We start from the raw sequence: 19,470 nt of genomic DNA on the forward strand, positions 1-19,470 counted from the left end.
TGGGTGAAGGTATGCAATACATCAAGATCCATACGCTGGATAACGTCGCGGTAGCGCTCGCTGATTTGGCTGAAGGAACCGAAGTCACCGTTGATGGGCAAGCGGTAATCCTGCGCCAAGCGGTTTCTCGTGGCCATAAATTCGCTTTATGCGATATTGCGCAAGGCGAAAACGTCATTAAATACGGTTTGCCAATCGGTCATACATTGGTGGACGTGGCGGCGGGTGAGCATATTCATGCTCACAACACGCGCACGAATCTGAGCGACCTGGACACGTATAGCTACCACCCTGATTTTCAGGCAGAGCTTGTTCAACCCGCCGATCGCGATGTACAGATCTACCGTCGCGCCAACGGCGAGGTCGGCGTGCGCAACGAACTGTGGATCCTGCCGACGGTCGGCTGCGTCAACGCTATGGCGCGTCAGATGCAGAACCGCTTTCTGAAAGAGACCAACGACGCCGAGGGTATCGACGGCGTGCATCTTTTCAGTCACACCTACGGCTGTTCGCAACTGGGTGACGACCACATCAACACCCGTACCATGCTGCAAAATATGGTGCGCCACCCGAATGCGGGTGCGGTGCTGGTGGTCGGCCTGGGCTGTGAAAACAACCAGGTTGATGCCTTCCGCGAAACTTTAGGCGAGTACGATCCTGAGCGTGTTCACTTTATGGTCTGCCAACATCAGGAAGACGAAGTGGAAGCGGGGATTGAACATCTCCATCAGTTGTACAACGTGATGCGTAACGATAAGCGTGAGCCGGGTAAGCTGGGCGAGCTGAAGTTTGGTCTGGAATGCGGCGGCTCTGACGGCCTGTCCGGTATTACCGCCAACCCGATGCTGGGGCGTTTTTCCGACTACGTGATTGCCAACGGCGGCACCACCGTGCTGACTGAAGTACCGGAAATGTTCGGTGCCGAGCAGCTGCTGATGGACCACTGCCGTGACGAAGAAACCTTCGGCAAGCTGGTGACCATGGTCAATGACTTTAAGCAGTACTTCATTGCTCACGACCAGCCGATTTACGAGAATCCATCGCCGGGCAACAAAGCGGGCGGGATCACCACGCTGGAAGATAAATCTCTGGGCTGCACGCAAAAAGCGGGCTCCAGCCAGGTGGTGGACGTACTGCGCTACGGCGAACGCCTGAAGACACACGGCCTGAACTTACTGAGCGCGCCGGGTAACGATGCGGTTGCTACCAGTGCCCTCGCGGGCGCGGGCTGTCATATGGTGCTGTTCAGCACCGGCCGCGGTACGCCGTACGGCGGTTTTGTGCCGACGGTGAAAATTGCGACCAACAGCGAGTTGGCGGCCAAGAAAAAACACTGGATCGATTTTGACGCCGGACAGCTGATCCACGGTAAAGCGATGCCTCAGCTGCTGAGCGAGTTTGTCGATACGATCGTTGAGTTCGCCAATGGCAAGCAAACCTGCAACGAGCGCAACGATTTCCGGGAACTGGCTATTTTCAAAAGCGGCGTAACATTGTAATTACCCTTCATCTTTCGCGTGACAGCCGCGTTGGCTGCGTCCATTCACCCCGGTCACTTACTCCAGTAAGCTCCCGGGGATGTCTGAACTTACCGCCTTGCGGTAGCACGAAATCTATTGGGTAATCGAAATGGAGTGGATTTTAAAAACGGCGTTTCATAATATGGAGCGCCGTTTGTTTTTGCGTTTCCTCACAAGGATCTCCCATGACCGCGTATTGGCTGGCCCAGGGCGTAGGTGTCATCGCCTTTTTGATCGGCATTACCACCTTTTTCAATCGAGATGAGCGCCGTTTCCGGCTGCAACTTGCCGTCTACAGCGCCACCATTGGCGTGCATTTTTTTCTGATGGGCGCCTGGCCTGCGGGAATGAGTGCAGAGCTAAACACCATCCGCACACTCGTCTCGATGCATACCCGCAAACTATGGGTAATGACCGTTTTTATTATCCTCACCCTGGTTCTCGGGCTGGCGAAATTACAGCATGCGATGGAGCTGTTGCCGATTATTGGCACGCTGGCCAGCACCTGGGCGCTGTTTCGCTGCCAGGGGCTGACCGTGCGCTGCGTAATGTGGTGCGCAACCGCCTGTTGGGTTATCCATAATTTCTGGTTGGGATCGATTGGTGGGACGATGATCGAAGGTAGTTTTCTGGTGATGAACGGCCTGAACATTATTCGCTTCCGGCGGATGCAAAAACGCGGAATTGATCCATTCAAAATTGAAAAAAGCGTACAAGAAGAGAACCCCTCCGTCCGGTGACGGAGGGGCAGAGATTAGCCGCGCAGGGCGTTATTTGCCAGACGTTCGTCTTCAGCCTGGCAGGCCGCAGCGGTAAACAGGACGTCTGTAGAAGAGTTCAGCGCCGTTTCACAGGAATCCTGCAATACGCCGATGATAAAGCCAACGGCAACGACCTGCATGGCGATGTCATTCGGGATACCGAACATATTACATGCCAGTGGGATCAGCAGCAGAGAACCCCCCGCCACGCCAGATGCGCCGCAGGCGCACAGCGACGCCACCACGCTCAGTAACAGCGCCGTCGGTAAATCGACCGGAATACCCAACGTATTGACCGCCGCCAGCGTCAACACGGTGATGGTGATAGCCGCGCCTGCCATATTGATGGTGGCTCCCAGCGGGATAGACACTGAATAGGTATCACGATCCAGGTTCAGCTTCTCACACAGCGCCATATTCACCGGAATGTTTGCCGCGGAGCTGCGGGTAAAGAAGGCGTACACGCCGCTTTCACGCAGACAGGCCAGCACTAACGGATATGGGTTGCGGCGAATTTTCCAGAATACCAGCAGCGGGTTGACCACTAACGCTACCAGCAGCATACAGCCTACCAGCACGGTCAGCAGATGTGCGTAGCCCCAAAGCGTGGCGAAACCAGTGGTTGCCAGCGTGGAGGAGACCAGGCCGAAGATACCGATCGGCGCGAAACGAATCACCAGCTTCACCATAAAGGTAACAGCGTTGGACATATCGTTGACCAGATTTTTGGTCGTTTCATTACCGTGACGCAGCGCAAAGCCCAGACCGACGGCCCAAACCAGGATGCCGATGTAGTTGGCGTTAAGCAGTGCATCAATTGGGTTAGAAACCATGCTCATTAGCAGGCCACGCATCACTTCAATAATGCCGGACGGCGGTACGATATCGCTGGCGCTGCTGGAAAGATGCAGTGTCGATGGGAAGGCGAAGCTGAAGACAACGGCCGCTAACGCTGCGGAAAATGTTCCGAGCAGGTAGAGGAACAGGATTGGGCGGATATTGGTTTTTTGCCCGTGCTGGTGGTTGGCGATAGAAGCCATTACCAGCATCAGAACCAGAATTGGTGCGACGGCTTTTAACGCGCCGACGAACAGAGTACCCAGTAAACCAACGGCTTCTGCCGCAGGTTTTGACACCAGTGCCAGTAAAATCCCCAGAACCAAACCGATCAAAATTTGTTTAACCAGGCTCCCTTGCGCCAGGCGCGAGAATAGCCCCGATGAACGTTGCGTAGTCATGTAGTAATCCTTTCATTGTGTTGTTGCCCTGCCTTTGTGCGTTCTGTAGACGCATCTTTCAGGATGAGGCAAATGTTTGCATGGCTGAGTATAAGGAAAGAACAGGGTTCTGGAAGCGAAATATCCTGGATTTCGCGTTGAGATCATATTTTATAACTTTGAGTTAACATTATTTTGACATGATAAACAAAAAGCCCGACGCACGCAGTGTGCTGTCGGGCTTTTCAGCTAGCAGATGAAACTTACTGTATTTGCTGCTTTTTATCGTGCTGGTGGTTGACCCAGGCGTTCACAATCAGCGTCACAAACAGAATGCCAAATACCACGCCTAACGAGATAGCGATCGGGATATGGTAGAAATCGACGATCAGCATCTTAATACCGATAAACACCAGAATGACCGACAAACCGTACTTCAGCATGGAGAAACGCTCCGCCACGCCCGCCAGCAGGAAGTACATTGCGCGCAGACCCAAAATAGCAAACAGGTTTGAGGTCAGCACGATGAACGGGTCGGTAGTGACGGCAAAGATAGCCGGAATACTGTCGACGGCGAAAATGACGTCGCTCAGCTCAACCAGAATCAACACCAGCATCAGCGGCGTAACAAACAGCAGGCCGTTTTTACGCACGAAGAATTTTTCATCTTCGATGGTATCGGTCATGCGCAAATGACCGCGCAGCCAGCGTACTAACGGTCTGTCGCCAATACCGGAAGCATCTTCTTTCGCCAGCGCCATCTTCACGCCGGTAAACAGCAGGAATGCACCGAACACGTACAACAGCCACTCAAATTGGGTGATAAGCCAACTGCCGGCGAAGATCATGATCGTACGCAGAACAATGGCTCCCAGCACGCCATACACCAGTACCCGACGCTGCAACGCAGGCGGTACGGAGAAGTAGCTGAACAGCATCAACCAGACAAAGACGTTATCTACTGCCAGCGATTTTTCGATCAAATAGCCGGTAAGGAACGCCAGCGCCTGTGGGTCGGCAACGGCGCGGCCCTGGGTTTGTGCCAGGTACCACCAGAAGACGGCGTTAAACAGTAACGACAGCGTTACCCAAACGATTGACCAGGCCGCAGCCTGCTTCATCGACATCGTATGCGCGCCACGACGACCCTGCAACAGCAGGTCGATGGCCAGCATAATTACCACCACGACAGCGAAGCCACCCCATAACAACGGTGTGCCGACAGTATTCATTGTATTTCCCCATGCATAAAAAAAACGGCCAACGCCGAATGACGTTAGCCGCTGCTTTTTATGCATAGACCTTGCCATTCGGCAAGGTCTCACTTACAACAACAAAGGAATACGATGGCGTATTCCTTTGTTATCGCCCGGCGACCGGATGTGGTTTTTCACACATCGTAATGACGATCAACCGACAACGAAGTTACTCCCCTTTGCGGGTTACAAAATATTACAGGCCATGCATTCAGTCAATGGCCTGCAACATTCGTTTTACATACCTTTACGCAGTCAGCGATGTTACCGCTTCGTCTGCCGGGAAAATCACGCCGGTCTGGCGGCGAATCTCTGTTTGCAGTTTGGCGGTGATACGGCTGACGGCCAGTGCGGGGTGATCCACTTCGCCGGATTCAACCAAATGAGCAAAAGCCTCTGCCTCATACAGCATAGTATTGATGTGCTGAGGCGTTGTCAGATCCTGGGTTTTCCCCCCGCGAGGAACGAAGCACACTTTCTGACACTCGGAGATATGCTCGATCACCAGCGATCCCTGCTCACCCTGAATTTCACTGGCTAACACCGAGTCGCTTACTTTTGAGTGCTGGAGTGTGACGCTGAAATCACCGTAATTCATCACCACCACGCCGTGGGCATCTACGCCGCTTTCCAGCAGACTGGCGCTGGCCTGAACGCTTTGCGGTTCACCCCACAGCGCAACCGCTGAGGCCAGGCAGTAAAAACCGATATCCATAATCGAGCCATTTGAGAACGCCGGATTAAACGTGTTCGGATTTTCACCGTCCAGATAGCGCTGATAACGCGAGGAGTACTGGCAGTAATTAATAAACGCTTTCCTGATTCTTCCGACTTTGGGTAGAGATTGCTGCAACAGCAGGAAGTTAGGCAAGCTGGCGGTCTTAAACGCTTCAAACAGCACGACCTGATTTTCGCGCGCGCAGGCGATAGCGGCTTCGGCTTGCGCCAGGTTTGAGGCCAGCGGCTTTTCGCAAATAACATGCTTTTTGTGCCGCAAAAACAGCTCGGTCTGCGGGAAGTGCAGGGAGTTTGGACTGGCGATGTAGACGGCGTCGATCGCCTCGCTTTGCGCCATCGCTTCCAGTGAGGTAAACAGATGCTCGACGGGGTAATCGTTGGCGAAGGTCTGCGCCTGTTCAAGGCTACGGGAATAGACCGCGGTTAACTTATATTTGCCGGTTTCATGGGCGGCATCGACAAACTGGCGGGTGATCCAGTTTGTGCCAATTACTGCGAAACGTATCATAATGGCCTTCAGGCTGCGAAAAGGGATCCTTTCGTCAATTTAGCATGCCCTGAAGACAAAGCCAGTGCGCGACTACGCAGTTTGCTTTAACGATTGTTGCGTTAACCACAGGCGGGTATCGAACTCCAGTTGATGATACTGAGGCTCCATATGACAGCACAGCTGGTAAAACGCTTTGTCGTGCTCTTTTTCTTTCAGATGCGCCAGTTCATGGACGACGATCATGCGTAAAAAAGGTTCAGGGGCATTGCGAAACACGGTGGCAACGCGGATCTCCGCTTTGGCTTTTAGCTTACCGCCCTGCACGCGAGATACGGCGGTATGCAGCCCCAGCGCATTCTTCAGAACGTGTATCTTGCTGTCATACATGACTTTATTCAGCGGCGGGGCATTACGCAGGAACTGATTTTTCAGATCCTGAGTATATTGCCAGAGCGCTTTGTCGGTCGCGAAATCATGCGTCCCCGGATAGCGCTTCTCCAGCACTGCGCCCAGACGCTGTTCAGCAATCAGCGTTCTCACCTGAGAAAGTAAATTCTCCGGATAGCCCTGGAGATAAGTTAGTTGGTTCATCTTTGCCCATGCCAATCATAAAAAGTGTATACTCACGCACCCTTTTCAGGGATACGCCGAAATTTTACCATTCAGGAGGGCCGATGAGCCACATAGACAACGGTTTCCGTTCGCTGTCACTTAAACGTTTCCCGGAAACGGATGACGTTAACCCGCTGCTGGCGTGGGAAGCGGCAGATGAATATCTGCTGCAACAGCTGGACGATACCGAGATTAGCGGCCCGGTGCTAATCCTGAATGATACCTTTGGCGCGCTGGGCTGTGCGCTGGCGCAACATTCGCCGTACAGCATTGGCGACTCCTATCTCAGCGAGCTTGCCACACGCGAGAACCTGCGTCATAACGATATTGCCGAGTCGAGCGTCAAGTTCCTCGACAGTACGGCTGACTACCCGCAGGCGCCGGGCGTGGTGCTGATTAAGCTGCCAAAAACCATGGCGCTGCTGGAGCAGCAACTGCGCGCGCTGCGCGAAGTGGTAACGCCGCAAACGCGTATCATCGCCGGGGCAAAAGCGCGTGATGTGCATACCTCGACGCTGGAGCTGTTCGAAAAAGTGTTGGGTCCAACCACCACGACGCTGGCGTGGAAAAAAGCCCGTTTAATCAACTGTACGTTCAGCAAACCTGAGCTGGCCGCTGCCTCGCAAACGCTAAGCTGGAAGCTGGAAGGTACCGAATGGACTATCCATAACCACGCCAACGTCTTCTCCCGTACCGGACTGGATATCGGCGCGCGCTTTTTTATCGAGCATCTGCCGGAAAACCTCGAAGGGGAGATTGTTGACCTCGGCTGTGGTAACGGCGTCATCGGTATGACGCTGCTGGCGAAGAACCCGGAAGCCAGCGTGGTATTTGTTGATGAATCGCCGATGGCGGTGGCTTCAAGCCGCTTGAACGTGGAAAGTAACATGCCTGAAGCGCTGGATCGCTGTGAGTTTATGATCAACAACGCGCTGTCGGGCGTCGAACCGTTCCGCTTTAACGCCGTGCTGTGTAACCCACCGTTCCACCAGAAGCACGCGCTGACGGATAACATTGCCTGGGAGATGTTCCACCACGCTCGTCGCTGCCTGAAAATCAACGGTGAGCTGTACATTGTGGCTAACCGTCACCTTGACTACTTCCACAAGCTGAAGAAGATTTTCGGCAACTGCGTGACCATCGCCACCAATAATAAATTCGTGGTACTGAAAGCGGTCAAAACCGGTCGCCGCCGCTAATCGTGTGTGCCGGATGGCGGCGTGACCGCCTTATCCGGCCTACGAAATACATACTGTTAAATTTCCAGCGCCAGCATCGTCCCTTGCGCAATAGCGCGTCGGGCATCCAGCTCCATCGCCACATCGCAGCCGCCGATCAGATGCACCGTTTTACCCGCCGCGTGGAGCGGATCGACCAGCTCACGGCGCGGCTCTTGTCCGGCGCAAATCACCACGTTATCCACGTTAAAGATCACCGGTTCGCCGTTCAGCACAACGTGTAAGCCATCATCATCAATTTTCTGATAGCTAACTGCCGGGATCATTTTCACGCCGCGTGAGAGCAGGGTGGCGCGATGGATCCAGCCCGTCGTTTTCCCTAAACCTTGTCCCGGTTTGCTGGCTTTGCGCTGCAACATCACTATCTGGCGCGGGCTGCGGGATAAGTGCGGGCCTTCCAGGCGTAAGCCGCCAGGCTGTTGCAGGCTGGTGTCGATCCCCCATTCCACGCAGAATTCCGCAATGTTTTGGCTGGTGGGCTCACCGGGCTGGCTCAAATACATGGCGGTATCAAAACCTATCCCGCCGCAGCCAACGATCGCCACGCGTTTGCCCACCGGCGTTTTATCGCGCAGGACGTCAAGATAGCTCAGTACTTTAGGGTGGTCGATCCCCTCGATCGGTGGCATGCGAGGCTCGATCCCGCTGGCGAGGATCACTTCATCGAAGGGGTACAGATCGCGTGCGCTGACAAAGTGATTCAGCTTCAGCGACACGCCAGTCACATCGATCATCCGGCGGTAGTAGCGCAGGGTTTCATAAAATTCTTCTTTGCCGGGGATCTGCTTAGCGATATTAAACTGCCCGCCAATCTCGCTATGCGCGTCAAACAACGTCACGTGATGACCGCGTGCGGCGGCATTTATGGCGAAGGCGAGGCCTGCAGGACCTGCTCCGACAACCGCCAGATTTTTCGGCACAGTGGCGGCAACGATCGGCATTTTGGTCTCATGGCAGGCGCGCGGATTCACCAGGCAAGAGGTGACTTTGCCGACGAAGATCTGATCCAGGCAGGCCTGGTTACAGCCGATACAGGTATTGATCTCATCCGCTCGCCCGGTTTGCGCTTTTGACAGCAGTTCGGCATCGGCGAGGAACGGACGGGCCATCGACACCATATCGGCATCGCCACGGGCCAGAATGTCATCGGCGACTTGAGGATCGTTAATGCGGTTGGTGGTGACCAGTGGGATCGTCACATGCCCTTTCAGCTTACGTGTCACCCAACTAAACGCACCGCGCGGCACCGGGGTGGCAATAGTGGGAATACGCGCCTCATGCCAGCCAATACCGGTGTTAATAATGGTCGCCCCTGCGGCTTCTATCGCCTGCGCCAGTTGGACGGTTTCGTCGAAGGTTCCGCCGTTTTCCACCAGATCGAGCATCGACAGGCGGAAGATAATAATAAAGTCATTACCGGCACGCTGGCGTACCGCGCGCACCACTTCCACGGCAAAACGCATGCGGTTGGCATACTCGCCGCCCCATTCGTCATTGCGCTGATTGGTACGCAGAGTCAGGAATTCGTTGATGAGATAGCCTTCCGAGCCCATCACTTCGACGCCATCATAGCCCGCTTCCCGCGCCAGTTGAGCGCAGTGGGCGAAATCTTCAATCAACTGCAGCACCTCATCGTGCGTCAGCTCATGCGGCGTAAAGCGGTTGATTGGCGCCTGAATGGCAGAAGGTGCCACCAGATGCGGCTGGTAGCTGTAACGCCCGGTATGCAGGATTTGCAGGGCGATTTTGCCGCCTTCGTCATGCACGGCGTCGGTAATGACGCGATGATGTGCAAGTTGGCTGGTGTCGTTCAGCATCGCGCCGCCTTCCATCCCCACGCCGGAAAGCGCAGGCGCAATACCTCCGCTCACAATTAACGCTACGCCGTGACGGGCGCGTTCGGCGTAGAACGCGGCCAGCCGTTCTGCACCGTCGGGATACTCCTCCAGCCCGGTATGCATTGAACCCATCAGCACGCGGTTTTTAAGCGTGGTGAAGCCTAAATCGAGCGGGGCGAACAGCGACGGATAGCTCATAAAGGTGTCCAGTATGTAAAATTATTGTTATGTGGTCGGATGAGTTAATAATTTAGCCTTCGCCGCGTAAAAGGGAAAAGGGGAATGCCGTGATTGTGATGGGATTCAAAAAATGCCCCTGCGGACGCAAGGGCAAGTGGGTCAGAACGCCAGTCGTTTACCCAGGCCGTCAAAGAGGTGCAGGTGCGACTCTTGTACGGTGAGCGTAAGCGGTGTATCCGGCATGAAGCTAAGCTGTTGAAAAGACTTCAGGCACACGGGGTGGCCGGCCAAATCCAACCACACCAGCGTGGAGTCGCCCTGTAATTCACACAGCCGGGTACGACCTTGCAATGTGAAATCCCCGGTCTGCTGGTACTGCATATGCTCCGGGCGGATGGCGACAAACAGTTTGTCCCCGTCGCTAACGCCTGCGGGCTGACGGGTGAGGCGGAAGACGAGGTTATCGGCGATATGCAGAGCGCCTTCACACCATACCGCTGGCAGAACATTGATTTTCGGCGTGCCGATAAACTCAGCGACAAACAGGTTTGCCGGGGTGTTATACAGCTCCAGCGGCGTGCCCACCTGCTCAATTTTTCCCTTGTAAAGCACCACGATGCGATCGGCCAGCGTCATCGCCTCCACCTGATCGTGCGTTACATAGATCATGGTGTTTTTCAGGGTGTTATGCAGTTGCTGGATCTCCTGGCGCATCCCGACCCGCAACGCGGCATCCAGGTTAGACAGCGGCTCATCAAACAGAAACAGTTCCGGTTGCTGGACAATAGAACGCCCGATCGCCACACGTTGGCGCTGCCCGCCGGACAGATTCTGCGGCAGCCTGTCCAGCATTTCTTCCAGCTTCAGCATGCTGGCGGCGTGAGCGACCCGCTTATCAATCTCGGCGGCGGGCGTATTGATATTACGTAAACCGAATGACAGATTTTCCCTGACGGTCATATGCGGGTAGAGGGCGTAGGACTGAAACACCATCGACAGGTTGCGTTTGCCCGCCGCAAGCCTGGTGACCTCTTTTCCCCCCATCACCAGTTTACCGCCGTCGGGGATTTCCAGTCCGGCGATGATCCGCAGCAGCGTGGATTTCCCGCATCCGGAAGGGCCAACCAGCACAATGAACTCCCCGGAGGCGATCTCCAGCGACAGATTTTCAATGATGGTGTTCTTGCCCCATGCTTTATGAATATTGCTCAGGCTTAGCGCGGTCATAACCTCTCCTTGTCAGAATCCCAGGCTGCAATCAGCGTTAAAATTTCATCGGTTTTGCGCGCCAGCAGTGCCGTATCCGCGCGGGTTTCCACGTTCAGGCGCAGCAGCGGCTCGGTGTTGGAGGCGCGTAAGTTGAAGCGCCAGTCAACGAAGTCGATGCTCAACCCGTCGCAATCGTCACGCAGGCCGCCGGCTTGCAGATAGTGAGCGGCGATGGATTGCATGACAGATGGCGGATCGGCCACCGTCAGATTGATTTCGCCGGAAACCGGAAAGCGCACCTGGGCGTGTTCGATATACGCCGACAGCGGACGGCTGTCGCTGCCGATAATTTGCAGCAGCAATACCAGTGGGATCATCCCGCTGTCGCAATAGCCAAAATCGCGGAAGTAGTGGTGGCCGCTCATTTCTCCGCCGTAGACCGCGTCCTCTTCGCGCATCCGCGCTTTGATAAAGGCGTGCCCGGTTTTGCTGATGACCGGGATTCCGCCGCAGCGAGTTACAACGTCCAGCGTATTCCACGTCAGGCGCGGGTCCAGAATGATATGACTGCCTGCGGAGCGTTGCAGGAAGTGCTCGGCGAACAGGCCAACCAGGTAGTAGCTCTCAATAAAGCGGCCACACTCATCAAAGAAGAAGCAGCGATCGAAATCGCCATCCCAGGCGATGCCGAAATCAGCCTGATTTTCGATAACCGCCTGCTGGGTGATGAGGCGGTTTTCCGTCAGCATCGGATTCGGCACGCCTGCCGGGAAATGACCGTCCGGCTGATGGTGCAGGCGAATAAACTCAATCTGAACGCCCGCACGGGCCAGCCCGTCGGCGATCGCGTCAAGCGCAGGCCCGACGGTGCCATGTCCGGCGTTGGTCACAATACGTAGCGGGCGAGTCGGCGGATGCTGAAGGAAGCGCAGCAGGCAGGCAATCCAGGCGGGGCGATTATCATAAGGGATGAGGCTGCCACGATGGACGATCGGTGCAAAGTCGTTGCGCTCCGCCAGCGCTTTTATCTCCAGCAGGCCGTTGTCGTTACTGATCGGACGCGCCTCTTCGCGCACCAGTTTCATACCATTGTACTGCGCCGGGTTATGGCTGGCGGTAATCTGAATGCCGCCGTCGGCACGCAGTTCCCGGGTGGCGAAATAGATCTCTTCGGTGCCTGACAGACCAATGTCGATAACATCCACGCCGCTGGAAATCAGCCCGTCGGTCACGGCGGATTTTAACGATTCCGAGCTAAGGCGAATGTCGGCGCCGATCACTACCCGGCGCGGATGGCGCCAGGCGGCGTAAGCGCGACCGATGCGAAAGGCGATATCCGGCGTCAGGTTGACGCCAACCTCACCGCGAATGTCGTAGGCTTTAAAACAGGTTAGTTCATCCATAATCTACTCTTCTGTAATTAATGAGTCAGGCTGACTCCCGAATGATGAGCTGGTAAGGCAATTCATAGTGGGTCACCGGTCCTCTGGTGAGCAGCAATTTGACGGCCATTTCCCCTTTCTTTTCCGCGTCTTGCGCGATGGTGGTCAGGCGTATTCCCGCCACCTCAACGGCGAGATTATCGAAACCGGTAACGGCAACCCGCTGCGGAACCGCCAGTTGCTGCCGTTGGCAGTAGTGGATCGCGCCGACGGCGAAGCGATCGGAAAGGCAGATAAGCGCAGTGATCTCCGGATGGGTTTCCAGTAACGCTTTGGCCGCCTGTTCGCCGTGTTCTTCATCGTGTCGGGTTTGATACAGCCAGCACGTATCAAGGGCGAAGCCGCGCTGCTGGAAAACCTCCCGGCAGACATTCACGCGGGAGAGCATCAGCAGGTTGTCGCCGGTGACGGGGGCGGTCAGATCGCACATTCCCTGCGCGGAGGGCTGTGACGGAAAGGCGATGATGCCGAAATGTCGATGACCTTTATCGGCCAGATAGCGGGCAATATCGCGCATGGCGCAGGCGTTATCGATGGAGACGCTGCTGTGGTCGGGAAACTGAAAATCGAGCGTGACCACCGGACGCCCATGAGCCAGCGCGTGCTGGATCATGGCTGCATTGTTATGCGTGGCGTTGAGAATATAGCCATCAACCAGGGTGTTGAGCGGCGTCTGTTGCCGCTTACGCAAAGGGATCAAGACCAGATTGACGTTTTGTTCTTCACACTGGACGGCGATCCCCCGCATCAGCGCAATGTCGTGGGGATCGATAAACACGTAACTCATAGAGTCGTTGAATATCACGCCGATGGTGTCAGATTTACCGGTACGCAGCGCGCGCGCCAGCTTGTCCGGTCCCTGAAAGCCAAGCTCGCTGGCATATTGCAAAATTCGCTGGCGCAGCTCCGGAGATAATTTTTCCGGATTATTCCATGCGTTCGACACCGTGGTATGGGAAATACCCATAATCTTGGCCAATGATTTTATCGTAATACGTTTCTTATCTTTATTATCATTAACGTTTATTTTCATGTTTAATATATTTGCTTGGTTTATATATTGGCGTGAATTATTTATTTCTATCGTCCATTGCGTTGAACGTTGATGCAAAGTTTAACGTTAAACAAAAATCGTTTTGTGATTTGTTTAACGTTAAACATAAAAAGGGGGTGTTAATTTACGCTCCATTCAATAGCAGGGTAGCGGTAAATCAATACTTATTGAAAGTAAATGGAGAGTTATCGTGAGAGTTGTAAAATTAGCTAAATTAACAGCCTGTGTACTATTCGCATTTTGTATTTCTGGCTGCGGTCCGGATGATAAAAAATCCGCAGAGACAGCAAAAACGCCAATTAAAATGTGGGTGGCACCAAACGAAAATGAAGAAGCCTTCTGGAATACTATGGTTAAAGAATGGAATAAAGACCCGGCGCATACCCCGGTCGAATTTACGCCCATTCCTGCCGCCAGCAGTTCTGAAGAGGCAATAATGAACGCGCTGGCTTCCGGCACGGAACCCGATATTTCCAGTAATATCTTTATCGGTTTTGCCAGCCAGTTAGTGGAAATTGGTCAGCTTGAAGACCTGTCTAAAATGAGTGGTTTTAATGAACTCGTTAATAACCGACAGATGGGCAAAATTATTCCTGCCTGGCAATTAAACGGCGAGCAACACGTTCTGCCAATCTATATTAATCCTATCGTCTGGTGGTGGCGGGGCGATTTACTCAAGCAGTATGGTTTTGATCATGTTCCGACCCGTTATGATGAGCTTTATCAGCTGGCAGAGCGCCGGGCGGCGGATAATAACGGCTATGTTATCCAGATGACCGCCGGGAAAAACTGGTGGGAACGCTGGTTCGATTTTATTCCGCTTTATTATGCGCAAAACGGCGGTAAACCTTACCTCGCGGGTCATCAGGCGACGTTTGCCGATCCTGCCGGACAGGCGGTACTGACCTTTATGGGGAAAGTCTTTAACAGCAAGTGGAGCAGCTACGACTTCACCGCCGCCGACGATCCGTTAGCGACCGGGCAGGTGCTGGCGTCCGCGCGCGGTCCGTGGGATATCGCTCGCTATCACAAGCAGTATCCGGAGATCCTCAAAACGCTGCAAATTGGGCCGATGCTCACCGAGAAAGGCGACGCGCACCCGTATACGTTCGGCGACAGCAAAGGGGTGGTGATCTTCAGTTCCAGCAAGCGCAAAGCGCAGGCGTGGGCGTTTATTCAGTGGGTCTTTAACAACGCCGAGCACGACCGGAGCTGGCTGGAGCTGACCGGTATGCCGCCAGCACGCAGTGATTTAATGAGTAATCCGCTGTTTGTGAATTACTTTGAGAAAAACCCGCTGGAGAAGGCGATCGCTTCTTACGTGGACGTCGCGCTGCCGCCAGCGGCCACTACGCAAACCACGGAGATTCAGCGCAGCATGACGCAGATGCTGGAGCAGGTCATTTTCAACCACGCCGATCCGGCAGCCACCCTCGATAAATCCGCGCAGGAAATTAACACATTGCTGGCGAAATAAGGGGAAAAAATGGCTGGATATGAATCCCGCACCGGAGGCCTGTTGGCCTCCACGTGGATCGGTTATTCGTTGCTGTTCTGGTTTTATCCGCTGTGCTGGCTGGTCGTGCTTAGCGTGACGAACTGGCAATTTATTGGCACGCCGACGTTTAGCGGATTACAGAATATCATTGGCGTGTTTCATGACGCGTTATTCTGGCAGTCGATGTGGAACGTGTGCCGTTTTTTAATGTGGTATATCCCGATTGTCTTTCTTGCCTCGCTGCTGTTTGCCGCGGGATTACGAAAAATTAAGTACGGGAAAAGTTTTATTGCCCTGAGCTTTTTACTGGCGAATATCTCTTCGGGGGTGGCCTATTCCATCGTCTTTGCAAAACTGTTCAGCGAATACGGGCCGGTCAATCAATTTTTACAGGCCAGTTTCGGCATCTCTGTGCCCTGGTTTACCAACCCTGACTGCGCCATGTTATCCATTGCGTTAATTGTCACCTGGAAATTCGTCGGTTATTACGGGCTGATTCTCTATTCCGGGATGGTGGCGATCCCCGCGGATATTTACAGCGCGGCGCAGTTGGATAAAACCGGGAAGTTTAAGCAAAGTTGGGCGATTACCCTGCCGATGATGAACGCGCAAATCGTGATGGTGATGGTGCTGGCGATTACCGTGGCGTTCAGCATCTTTACCGAGCCGTATCTTATCACCGGCGGCGGGCCGCTCAACAGCACCACCAGTCCGATGGTGGTGATGTATGAAGTGGCGTTCCAGAAAATGAAGCCAACCTGGGCGGCGACCATGTCGATTATCGTTGCGGCATGCAGTTTCCTCGCAATCTGGGTCTTCCGCAAAGTATTCGAAAAACATATCGAGATTGTGTGAATGAAGAAAATGACTCCCTTAACGCTGCTCATTCACGCCGTGATGTTTTTGCTGGCGCTCACCTGGCTTTATCCTTTTATCTGGATGGTGATCTCCTCGTTGAAACCGACGGCGCAAATCTACACGACCGGGCTGTTTTCCGGTCATCTGACGCTGGAGAATTACGCTTTTCTGTTCGATAACAGCAACCGGGCGGACAAACCTTTTTTGCGCACCCTGGTTAACTCGCTGTTCGTGTCGCTCACCATTACCGTCTGCGTCACGCTGACCTCAATGCTGGTGGGATATGCCGTCGCGAAAACCGAGTTTCGCGGCAAAAATGCGTTTCGCAACCTGTTGATTGTGCAGATGGTTTTCCCGGTCTTTATGTTCATTATTCCACAGTTTGTCCTGATGCGTGAACTGGGGCTGATCAACAGCTACGGGGCGATGATCCTGCCGTATGCGATGAGCGCTTGGGGCATTTTTATGGTTTCGCAGAGCTTTAAAGGCACGCCGAATGATTACCTGTATGCCGCAAGGCTCGATCACGCCAGCCTGTGGGGGATCTTGCGGCATGTGATGATGCCGCTGAATAAATCCATTCTGGCGATTGTCGCACTGTTCACCTTTTCCAGCTCATGGGACAACTTCCTCTGGCCGCTGATCGTGATGCGCGAAGTGGACAAAATGCCGTTTTCGGTGCTGCTCGCCACCTTCAGCAAATCCTACGGCATCTACCTGGGACCGGTGCTGGCGGGGTCGGTGGTGCAGATGCTGCCAATCGTTGTCCTGTTTATTCTGTTCAGAAAATACTTCCTCGAAGGCATGTCGTTATCACTGAAATAAGGAACGTGACGGTGAAAAAGCAACCGTGGTGGCAGGCGTGTACCTGTTATCAAATTTATCTGCCTTCGTTTTGCGACGGCAATAACGACGGGCTGGGCGATTTTCCGGGCCTGATTTCCCGGCTGGATTATTTGCAGGCGCTGGGCATCGGCGCGGTGTGGATCACGCCGTTTTATCCCTCTCCGCTGGTGGATAACGGCTACGATATCAGCGATTACTGCGCCGTTGACGCCCGTTTCGGCACTCTCGACGATTTTCGCCGGGTGGTTGACGGCTGCCACGCCAGAGGCATTCGGGTGATTATCGATCTGGTGGTCAATCACGTCTCCTCAGAACATCCCTGGTTTTGCGATGCGTGGAATAATCCGGACAGCCGCTATCGTGATTATTTCCTTTTTCGCCGCCAGCCGAATAACTGGCGTTCTTTCTTTTCCGGCAGCGCGTGGACCGCGGAGCCTGACACCGGCGAATTTTATTACCATAAATTCGCGCCCGGCCAGGTGGATCTCAACTGGGCCAACCCGGCGGTGGAACAGGAAATTTACCGGGTAGTGGATTTCTGGGTTACGCAGGGGGTGGACGGTTTTCGCTTTGACGTCATCAACTTTCTTACTACCGACGGCATTGGGCCTGATAACCCGGAAGAGAACGGCGAGCAGCGCCATGAATTTGACATCAATCAGCCGCGACTCCCGGAGACGCTGCAACGGCTGTGTGCCCATGTTCGGGCGCAGGGTGACTATTTCCTGATTGGCGAAATCGGCAGCGAAGACCCTGACGTGCTCAGCCGCTATCAAAGCCCGCAGCTGATGGACGTGGTGTTTAATTTCAATATCGGTAGCCAGAAAAACTTTGATGTTTCCCGTCTTTTCAGCCAGTTAAAAACCACGCTGGCTGCGCAGTCGGGTTTACCGACGCTGTTTTTCTCCAGCCATGATATGTCGCGGATGATCAGCCGCTTTGGCGAAAACGAGCGCGATACCGGGCGGGCGCTGGCGGTGCTGGCGCTTCAGCTAACGGTGAGCGGCGTGCCGTTTATCTTCCAGGGAGAAGAGCTGGGGGTGACCGACTACCGTCCGCAAACGGCAGAGCAGCTTTTTGATATTCAGGGAAAAACCCATTACCGCACCGCCCTTGCCGCAGGCAGCAGCCCACAGCAGGCGCTGGCGCTGGCTATTGAACATTCGCGGGATGGTTCGCGCGCGCCGCTGCCCTGGCGCGACGCCCCCTTTGGCGGATTTTCCTCCGTCGCGCCGTGGATGCCCGTCGGCGGCGATATCGCCCTGATTAACGCGGAGCGCCAGCAGCAGGATGAAACATCGTTCTGGCATCAGTACCGGCTGCTTATCGCCCTGCGCCGCCGCGTTGCGGCGCTGCATCAGGGACAGCAGGACTCGCTTGACCTCACTGACGAATGCGTCTGGTTTACCCGTTCGACGGCGGCGGAGCAGGTCTGGGTCGCCATCAACTTTGGTGCGCCCGTTCGCAATCCGTGGCAGGAGATTGAGGCTGAAGTGCTGTACGGGGAGGACGCGCAATGGATTGGCAAGAATCAATGTTTGATCAAAAGGAGAGTACATGGACAGGCACAATAAAAACCCGTTGATTACCCCGGCTGACGTGACGCCTTCACTGCCCGGCAGGAAGGTCGATTGTGTTTTCAATGCTGGCGTAACGGAGTGTGACGGGGAGATCGTTCTGCTGCTGCGGGTGGCGGAAAGCGTGATCAATTCCGACCCGCAGCAGCGTGTCGTACCGCTGTTGGAAAAAACCGATGCGGGCTGGGTACAGGCCACCGCGAGTTTCGATCGTCGCGATGAACGCTATGATTTCAGCGATCCTCGGGTGATCGTGCTGAAAAGCGATCCGGCGCGGGTGTGGCTGACCTCCATGTCGCATCTGCGCCTGGCGCGCAGCCGCGACGGGGTGAACTTCCGGATTGACAGCCAGCCGTTTATCATCGCCGATACGCAATATGAAGAGTTCGGCTGCGAAGATGCGCGGATCACCCGCATCGATGATACCGCGTACATCAACTACTCGGCGGTGTCGTCGCTGGGGATCTCTACCGCGCTGGCGGTGACCAAAGATTTTGTCACGGTGGAGAAAAAAGGGTTGATCCTCTGTCCGGACAACCGCGACGTCTGCTTTTTCCCGGAAAAGATCGCCGGTAAATATCACGCCCTGACCCGTCCGGCCCCGTGTCACTTCGGTCATCCGGAAATCTGGATCTGCGAGTCGCCGGATATGCTGCACTGGGGCAACCATCGCCACCTGCTGGGACGGTCCGGCGATGCCTGGGACTGCCGTAAATCAGGCGGCGGCGCGCCGGTATTAAAAACCGATCGCGGCTGGCTGGAGATCTACCACGGTGTGGATGCCGATCAGCGCTACTGCCTTGGCGCGCTGCTGCTGGATCTCAACGAGCCGACCCGCATTCTGGCGAAATCACCGGTGCCGTTGCTGGAGCCAGATGCGCCCTACGAGCGCGAAGGCTTCTTCGGCAACGTGGTATTCACCTGTGGGGCGCTGATCCGCGATGAGACGCTGCACGTCTGGTACGGCGCCGCCGATGAGTGTGTGGCGCTGGCGACAATGCCGCTGGACAAACTGTGGCGGCATCTGGGGGTTAAATAAATGCCGCAGAGCGTCCTGGGTTGCTAAACCTCCTTCTGGCAAGGGGTATCGATTCACACGTTGCGGCCGCTGGTGGACGAATCTTTTCTGCAAATAA

16 protein-coding genes are annotated in these 19,470 nt (G+C 54.8%); 8 read left to right on the top strand and 8 right to left on the bottom strand.

Translation table 11 applies throughout. The features are described from left to right. Positions 1 to 11 precede the first annotated feature (11 nt). Both O6D90_RS03105 and O6D90_RS03110 read left to right on the top strand, forming a co-directional pair. On the top strand, positions 12 to 1,499 hold the full coding sequence (locus tag O6D90_RS03105) for a UxaA family hydrolase (RefSeq protein ID WP_016157534.1): 1,488 nt from the start codon (positions 12 to 14) through the stop codon (positions 1,497 to 1,499). A gap of 206 nt (positions 1,500 to 1,705) precedes the next feature. Further along, positions 1,706 to 2,260 (top strand): YgjV family protein, encoded by a 555-nt coding sequence (locus O6D90_RS03110; RefSeq protein ID WP_016154613.1) that lies wholly within the window; start codon positions 1,706 to 1,708, stop codon positions 2,258 to 2,260. A 14-nt stretch (positions 2,261 to 2,274) separates the two neighbouring features. Here the strand turns inward: O6D90_RS03110 and sstT are convergent, their stop codons facing one another. The 4 genes from sstT to O6D90_RS03130 form a co-directional block, all read right to left on the bottom strand. Continuing rightward, positions 2,275 to 3,519 (bottom strand): serine/threonine transporter SstT, encoded by a 1,245-nt coding sequence (sstT, locus tag O6D90_RS03115; protein ID WP_016154612.1) that lies wholly within the window; start codon positions 3,517 to 3,519, stop codon positions 2,275 to 2,277. Between the two features lie 242 nt (positions 3,520 to 3,761). Beyond that, a complete protein-coding gene (locus O6D90_RS03120; protein ID WP_016154611.1) occupies positions 3,762 to 4,730 on the bottom strand; it encodes a TerC family protein in 969 nt (322 codons plus the stop codon). Positions 4,731 to 5,001: 271 nt separating this feature from the next. Beyond that, positions 5,002 to 6,000, bottom strand: coding sequence for a Gfo/Idh/MocA family protein (locus O6D90_RS03125; protein ID WP_016154610.1), 999 nt, complete (start codon positions 5,998 to 6,000; stop codon positions 5,002 to 5,004). Between the two features lie 72 nt (positions 6,001 to 6,072). Next, positions 6,073 to 6,573: a M48 family metallopeptidase gene (locus tag O6D90_RS03130; RefSeq protein ID WP_016157533.1), complete on the bottom strand. Its 501-nt coding sequence runs from the start codon at positions 6,571 to 6,573 to the stop codon at positions 6,073 to 6,075. Between the two features lie 83 nt (positions 6,574 to 6,656). On the opposite strand from O6D90_RS03130, the gene rlmG reads away from it, so the two are divergent. Next, positions 6,657 to 7,793 (top strand): 23S rRNA (guanine(1835)-N(2))-methyltransferase RlmG, encoded by a 1,137-nt coding sequence (gene rlmG, locus O6D90_RS03135; RefSeq protein ID WP_016157532.1) that lies wholly within the window; start codon positions 6,657 to 6,659, stop codon positions 7,791 to 7,793. A gap of 56 nt (positions 7,794 to 7,849) precedes the next feature. Here rlmG and O6D90_RS03140 read toward each other — a convergent pair whose 3' ends face one another. The 4 genes from O6D90_RS03140 to O6D90_RS03155 all read right to left on the bottom strand — a co-directional run bounded on the left by O6D90_RS03140 (position 7,850) and on the right by O6D90_RS03155 (position 13,534). Beyond that, the gene (locus tag O6D90_RS03140) at positions 7,850 to 9,868 is read right to left on the bottom strand and encodes an FAD-dependent oxidoreductase (protein WP_016157531.1); all 2,019 of its coding nucleotides are present in this window, start codon (positions 9,866 to 9,868) and stop codon (positions 7,850 to 7,852) included. 141 nt (positions 9,869 to 10,009) lie between these two features. Then, positions 10,010 to 11,077 carry an ABC transporter ATP-binding protein gene (locus O6D90_RS03145; protein ID WP_016157530.1) on the bottom strand — a complete coding sequence of 356 codons (1,068 nt, stop codon included), beginning with the start codon at positions 11,075 to 11,077 and terminating at the stop codon, positions 10,010 to 10,012. Then, positions 11,074 to 12,462 carry a phosphomannomutase CpsG gene (locus tag O6D90_RS03150; protein WP_271143246.1) on the bottom strand — a complete coding sequence of 463 codons (1,389 nt, stop codon included), beginning with the start codon at positions 12,460 to 12,462 and terminating at the stop codon, positions 11,074 to 11,076. Before O6D90_RS03150 ends, O6D90_RS03145 begins: the two co-directional genes overlap by 4 nt. Positions 12,463 to 12,487: 25 nt before the next feature. Beyond that, the gene (locus O6D90_RS03155; RefSeq protein ID WP_016157528.1) at positions 12,488 to 13,534 is read right to left on the bottom strand and encodes a LacI family DNA-binding transcriptional regulator; all 1,047 of its coding nucleotides are present in this window, start codon (positions 13,532 to 13,534) and stop codon (positions 12,488 to 12,490) included. 211 nt (positions 13,535 to 13,745) lie between these two features. Here O6D90_RS03155 and O6D90_RS03160 point away from each other — a divergent pair, with 211 nt between their 5' ends. The 5 genes from O6D90_RS03160 to O6D90_RS03180 are packed head-to-tail and all read left to right on the top strand — an operon-like array spanning position 13,746 to position 19,373. After that, the gene (locus O6D90_RS03160; protein WP_016154603.1) at positions 13,746 to 15,032 is read left to right on the top strand and encodes an ABC transporter substrate-binding protein; all 1,287 of its coding nucleotides are present in this window, start codon (positions 13,746 to 13,748) and stop codon (positions 15,030 to 15,032) included. A 9-nt stretch (positions 15,033 to 15,041) separates the two neighbouring features. Then, a complete protein-coding gene (locus O6D90_RS03165) occupies positions 15,042 to 15,908 on the top strand; it encodes a carbohydrate ABC transporter permease (protein ID WP_016154602.1) in 867 nt (288 codons plus the stop codon). Next, a complete protein-coding gene (locus O6D90_RS03170; protein WP_016157527.1) occupies positions 15,909 to 16,736 on the top strand; it encodes a carbohydrate ABC transporter permease in 828 nt (275 codons plus the stop codon). An 11-nt stretch (positions 16,737 to 16,747) separates the two neighbouring features. Further along, positions 16,748 to 18,331 carry an alpha-glucosidase gene (locus O6D90_RS03175; protein ID WP_016157526.1) on the top strand — a complete coding sequence of 528 codons (1,584 nt, stop codon included), beginning with the start codon at positions 16,748 to 16,750 and terminating at the stop codon, positions 18,329 to 18,331. After that, the gene (locus O6D90_RS03180) at positions 18,315 to 19,373 is read left to right on the top strand and encodes a glycoside hydrolase family 130 protein (protein ID WP_016157525.1); all 1,059 of its coding nucleotides are present in this window, start codon (positions 18,315 to 18,317) and stop codon (positions 19,371 to 19,373) included. Before O6D90_RS03175 ends, O6D90_RS03180 begins: the two co-directional genes overlap by 17 nt. Positions 19,374 to 19,470: the final 97 nt, after the last annotated feature.

It is taken from the genome of Citrobacter sp. 21OH12SH02A-Citro, from assembly GCF_027919895.1.
Lineage (GTDB): Bacteria > Pseudomonadota > Gammaproteobacteria > Enterobacterales > Enterobacteriaceae > Citrobacter > Citrobacter braakii.

Coding starts and splice junctions, on each gene's coding strand:
- O6D90_RS03105 (WP_016157534.1), top strand. CDS start 12: ATGCAATACATCAAGATCCATACGCTGGATAACGTCGCGGTAGCGCTC.
- O6D90_RS03140 (WP_016157531.1), bottom strand. CDS start 9,868: ATGAGCTATCCGTCGCTGTTCGCCCCGCTCGATTTAGGCTTCACCACG.
- O6D90_RS03120 (WP_016154611.1), bottom strand. CDS start 4,730: ATGAATACTGTCGGCACACCGTTGTTATGGGGTGGCTTCGCTGTCGTG.
- O6D90_RS03155 (WP_016157528.1), bottom strand. CDS start 13,534: ATGAAAATAAACGTTAATGATAATAAAGATAAGAAACGTATTACGATA.
- O6D90_RS03145 (WP_016157530.1), bottom strand. CDS start 11,077: ATGACCGCGCTAAGCCTGAGCAATATTCATAAAGCATGGGGCAAGAAC.
- O6D90_RS03180 (WP_016157525.1), top strand. CDS start 18,315: ATGGACAGGCACAATAAAAACCCGTTGATTACCCCGGCTGACGTGACG.
- O6D90_RS03165 (WP_016154602.1), top strand. CDS start 15,042: ATGGCTGGATATGAATCCCGCACCGGAGGCCTGTTGGCCTCCACGTGG.
- sstT (WP_016154612.1), bottom strand. CDS start 3,519: ATGACTACGCAACGTTCATCGGGGCTATTCTCGCGCCTGGCGCAAGGG.
- O6D90_RS03170 (WP_016157527.1), top strand. CDS start 15,909: ATGAAGAAAATGACTCCCTTAACGCTGCTCATTCACGCCGTGATGTTT.
- O6D90_RS03110 (WP_016154613.1), top strand. CDS start 1,706: ATGACCGCGTATTGGCTGGCCCAGGGCGTAGGTGTCATCGCCTTTTTG.
- O6D90_RS03130 (WP_016157533.1), bottom strand. CDS start 6,573: ATGAACCAACTAACTTATCTCCAGGGCTATCCGGAGAATTTACTTTCT.
- O6D90_RS03125 (WP_016154610.1), bottom strand. CDS start 6,000: ATGATACGTTTCGCAGTAATTGGCACAAACTGGATCACCCGCCAGTTT.
- rlmG (WP_016157532.1), top strand. CDS start 6,657: ATGAGCCACATAGACAACGGTTTCCGTTCGCTGTCACTTAAACGTTTC.
- O6D90_RS03150 (WP_271143246.1), bottom strand. CDS start 12,462: ATGGATGAACTAACCTGTTTTAAAGCCTACGACATTCGCGGTGAGGTT.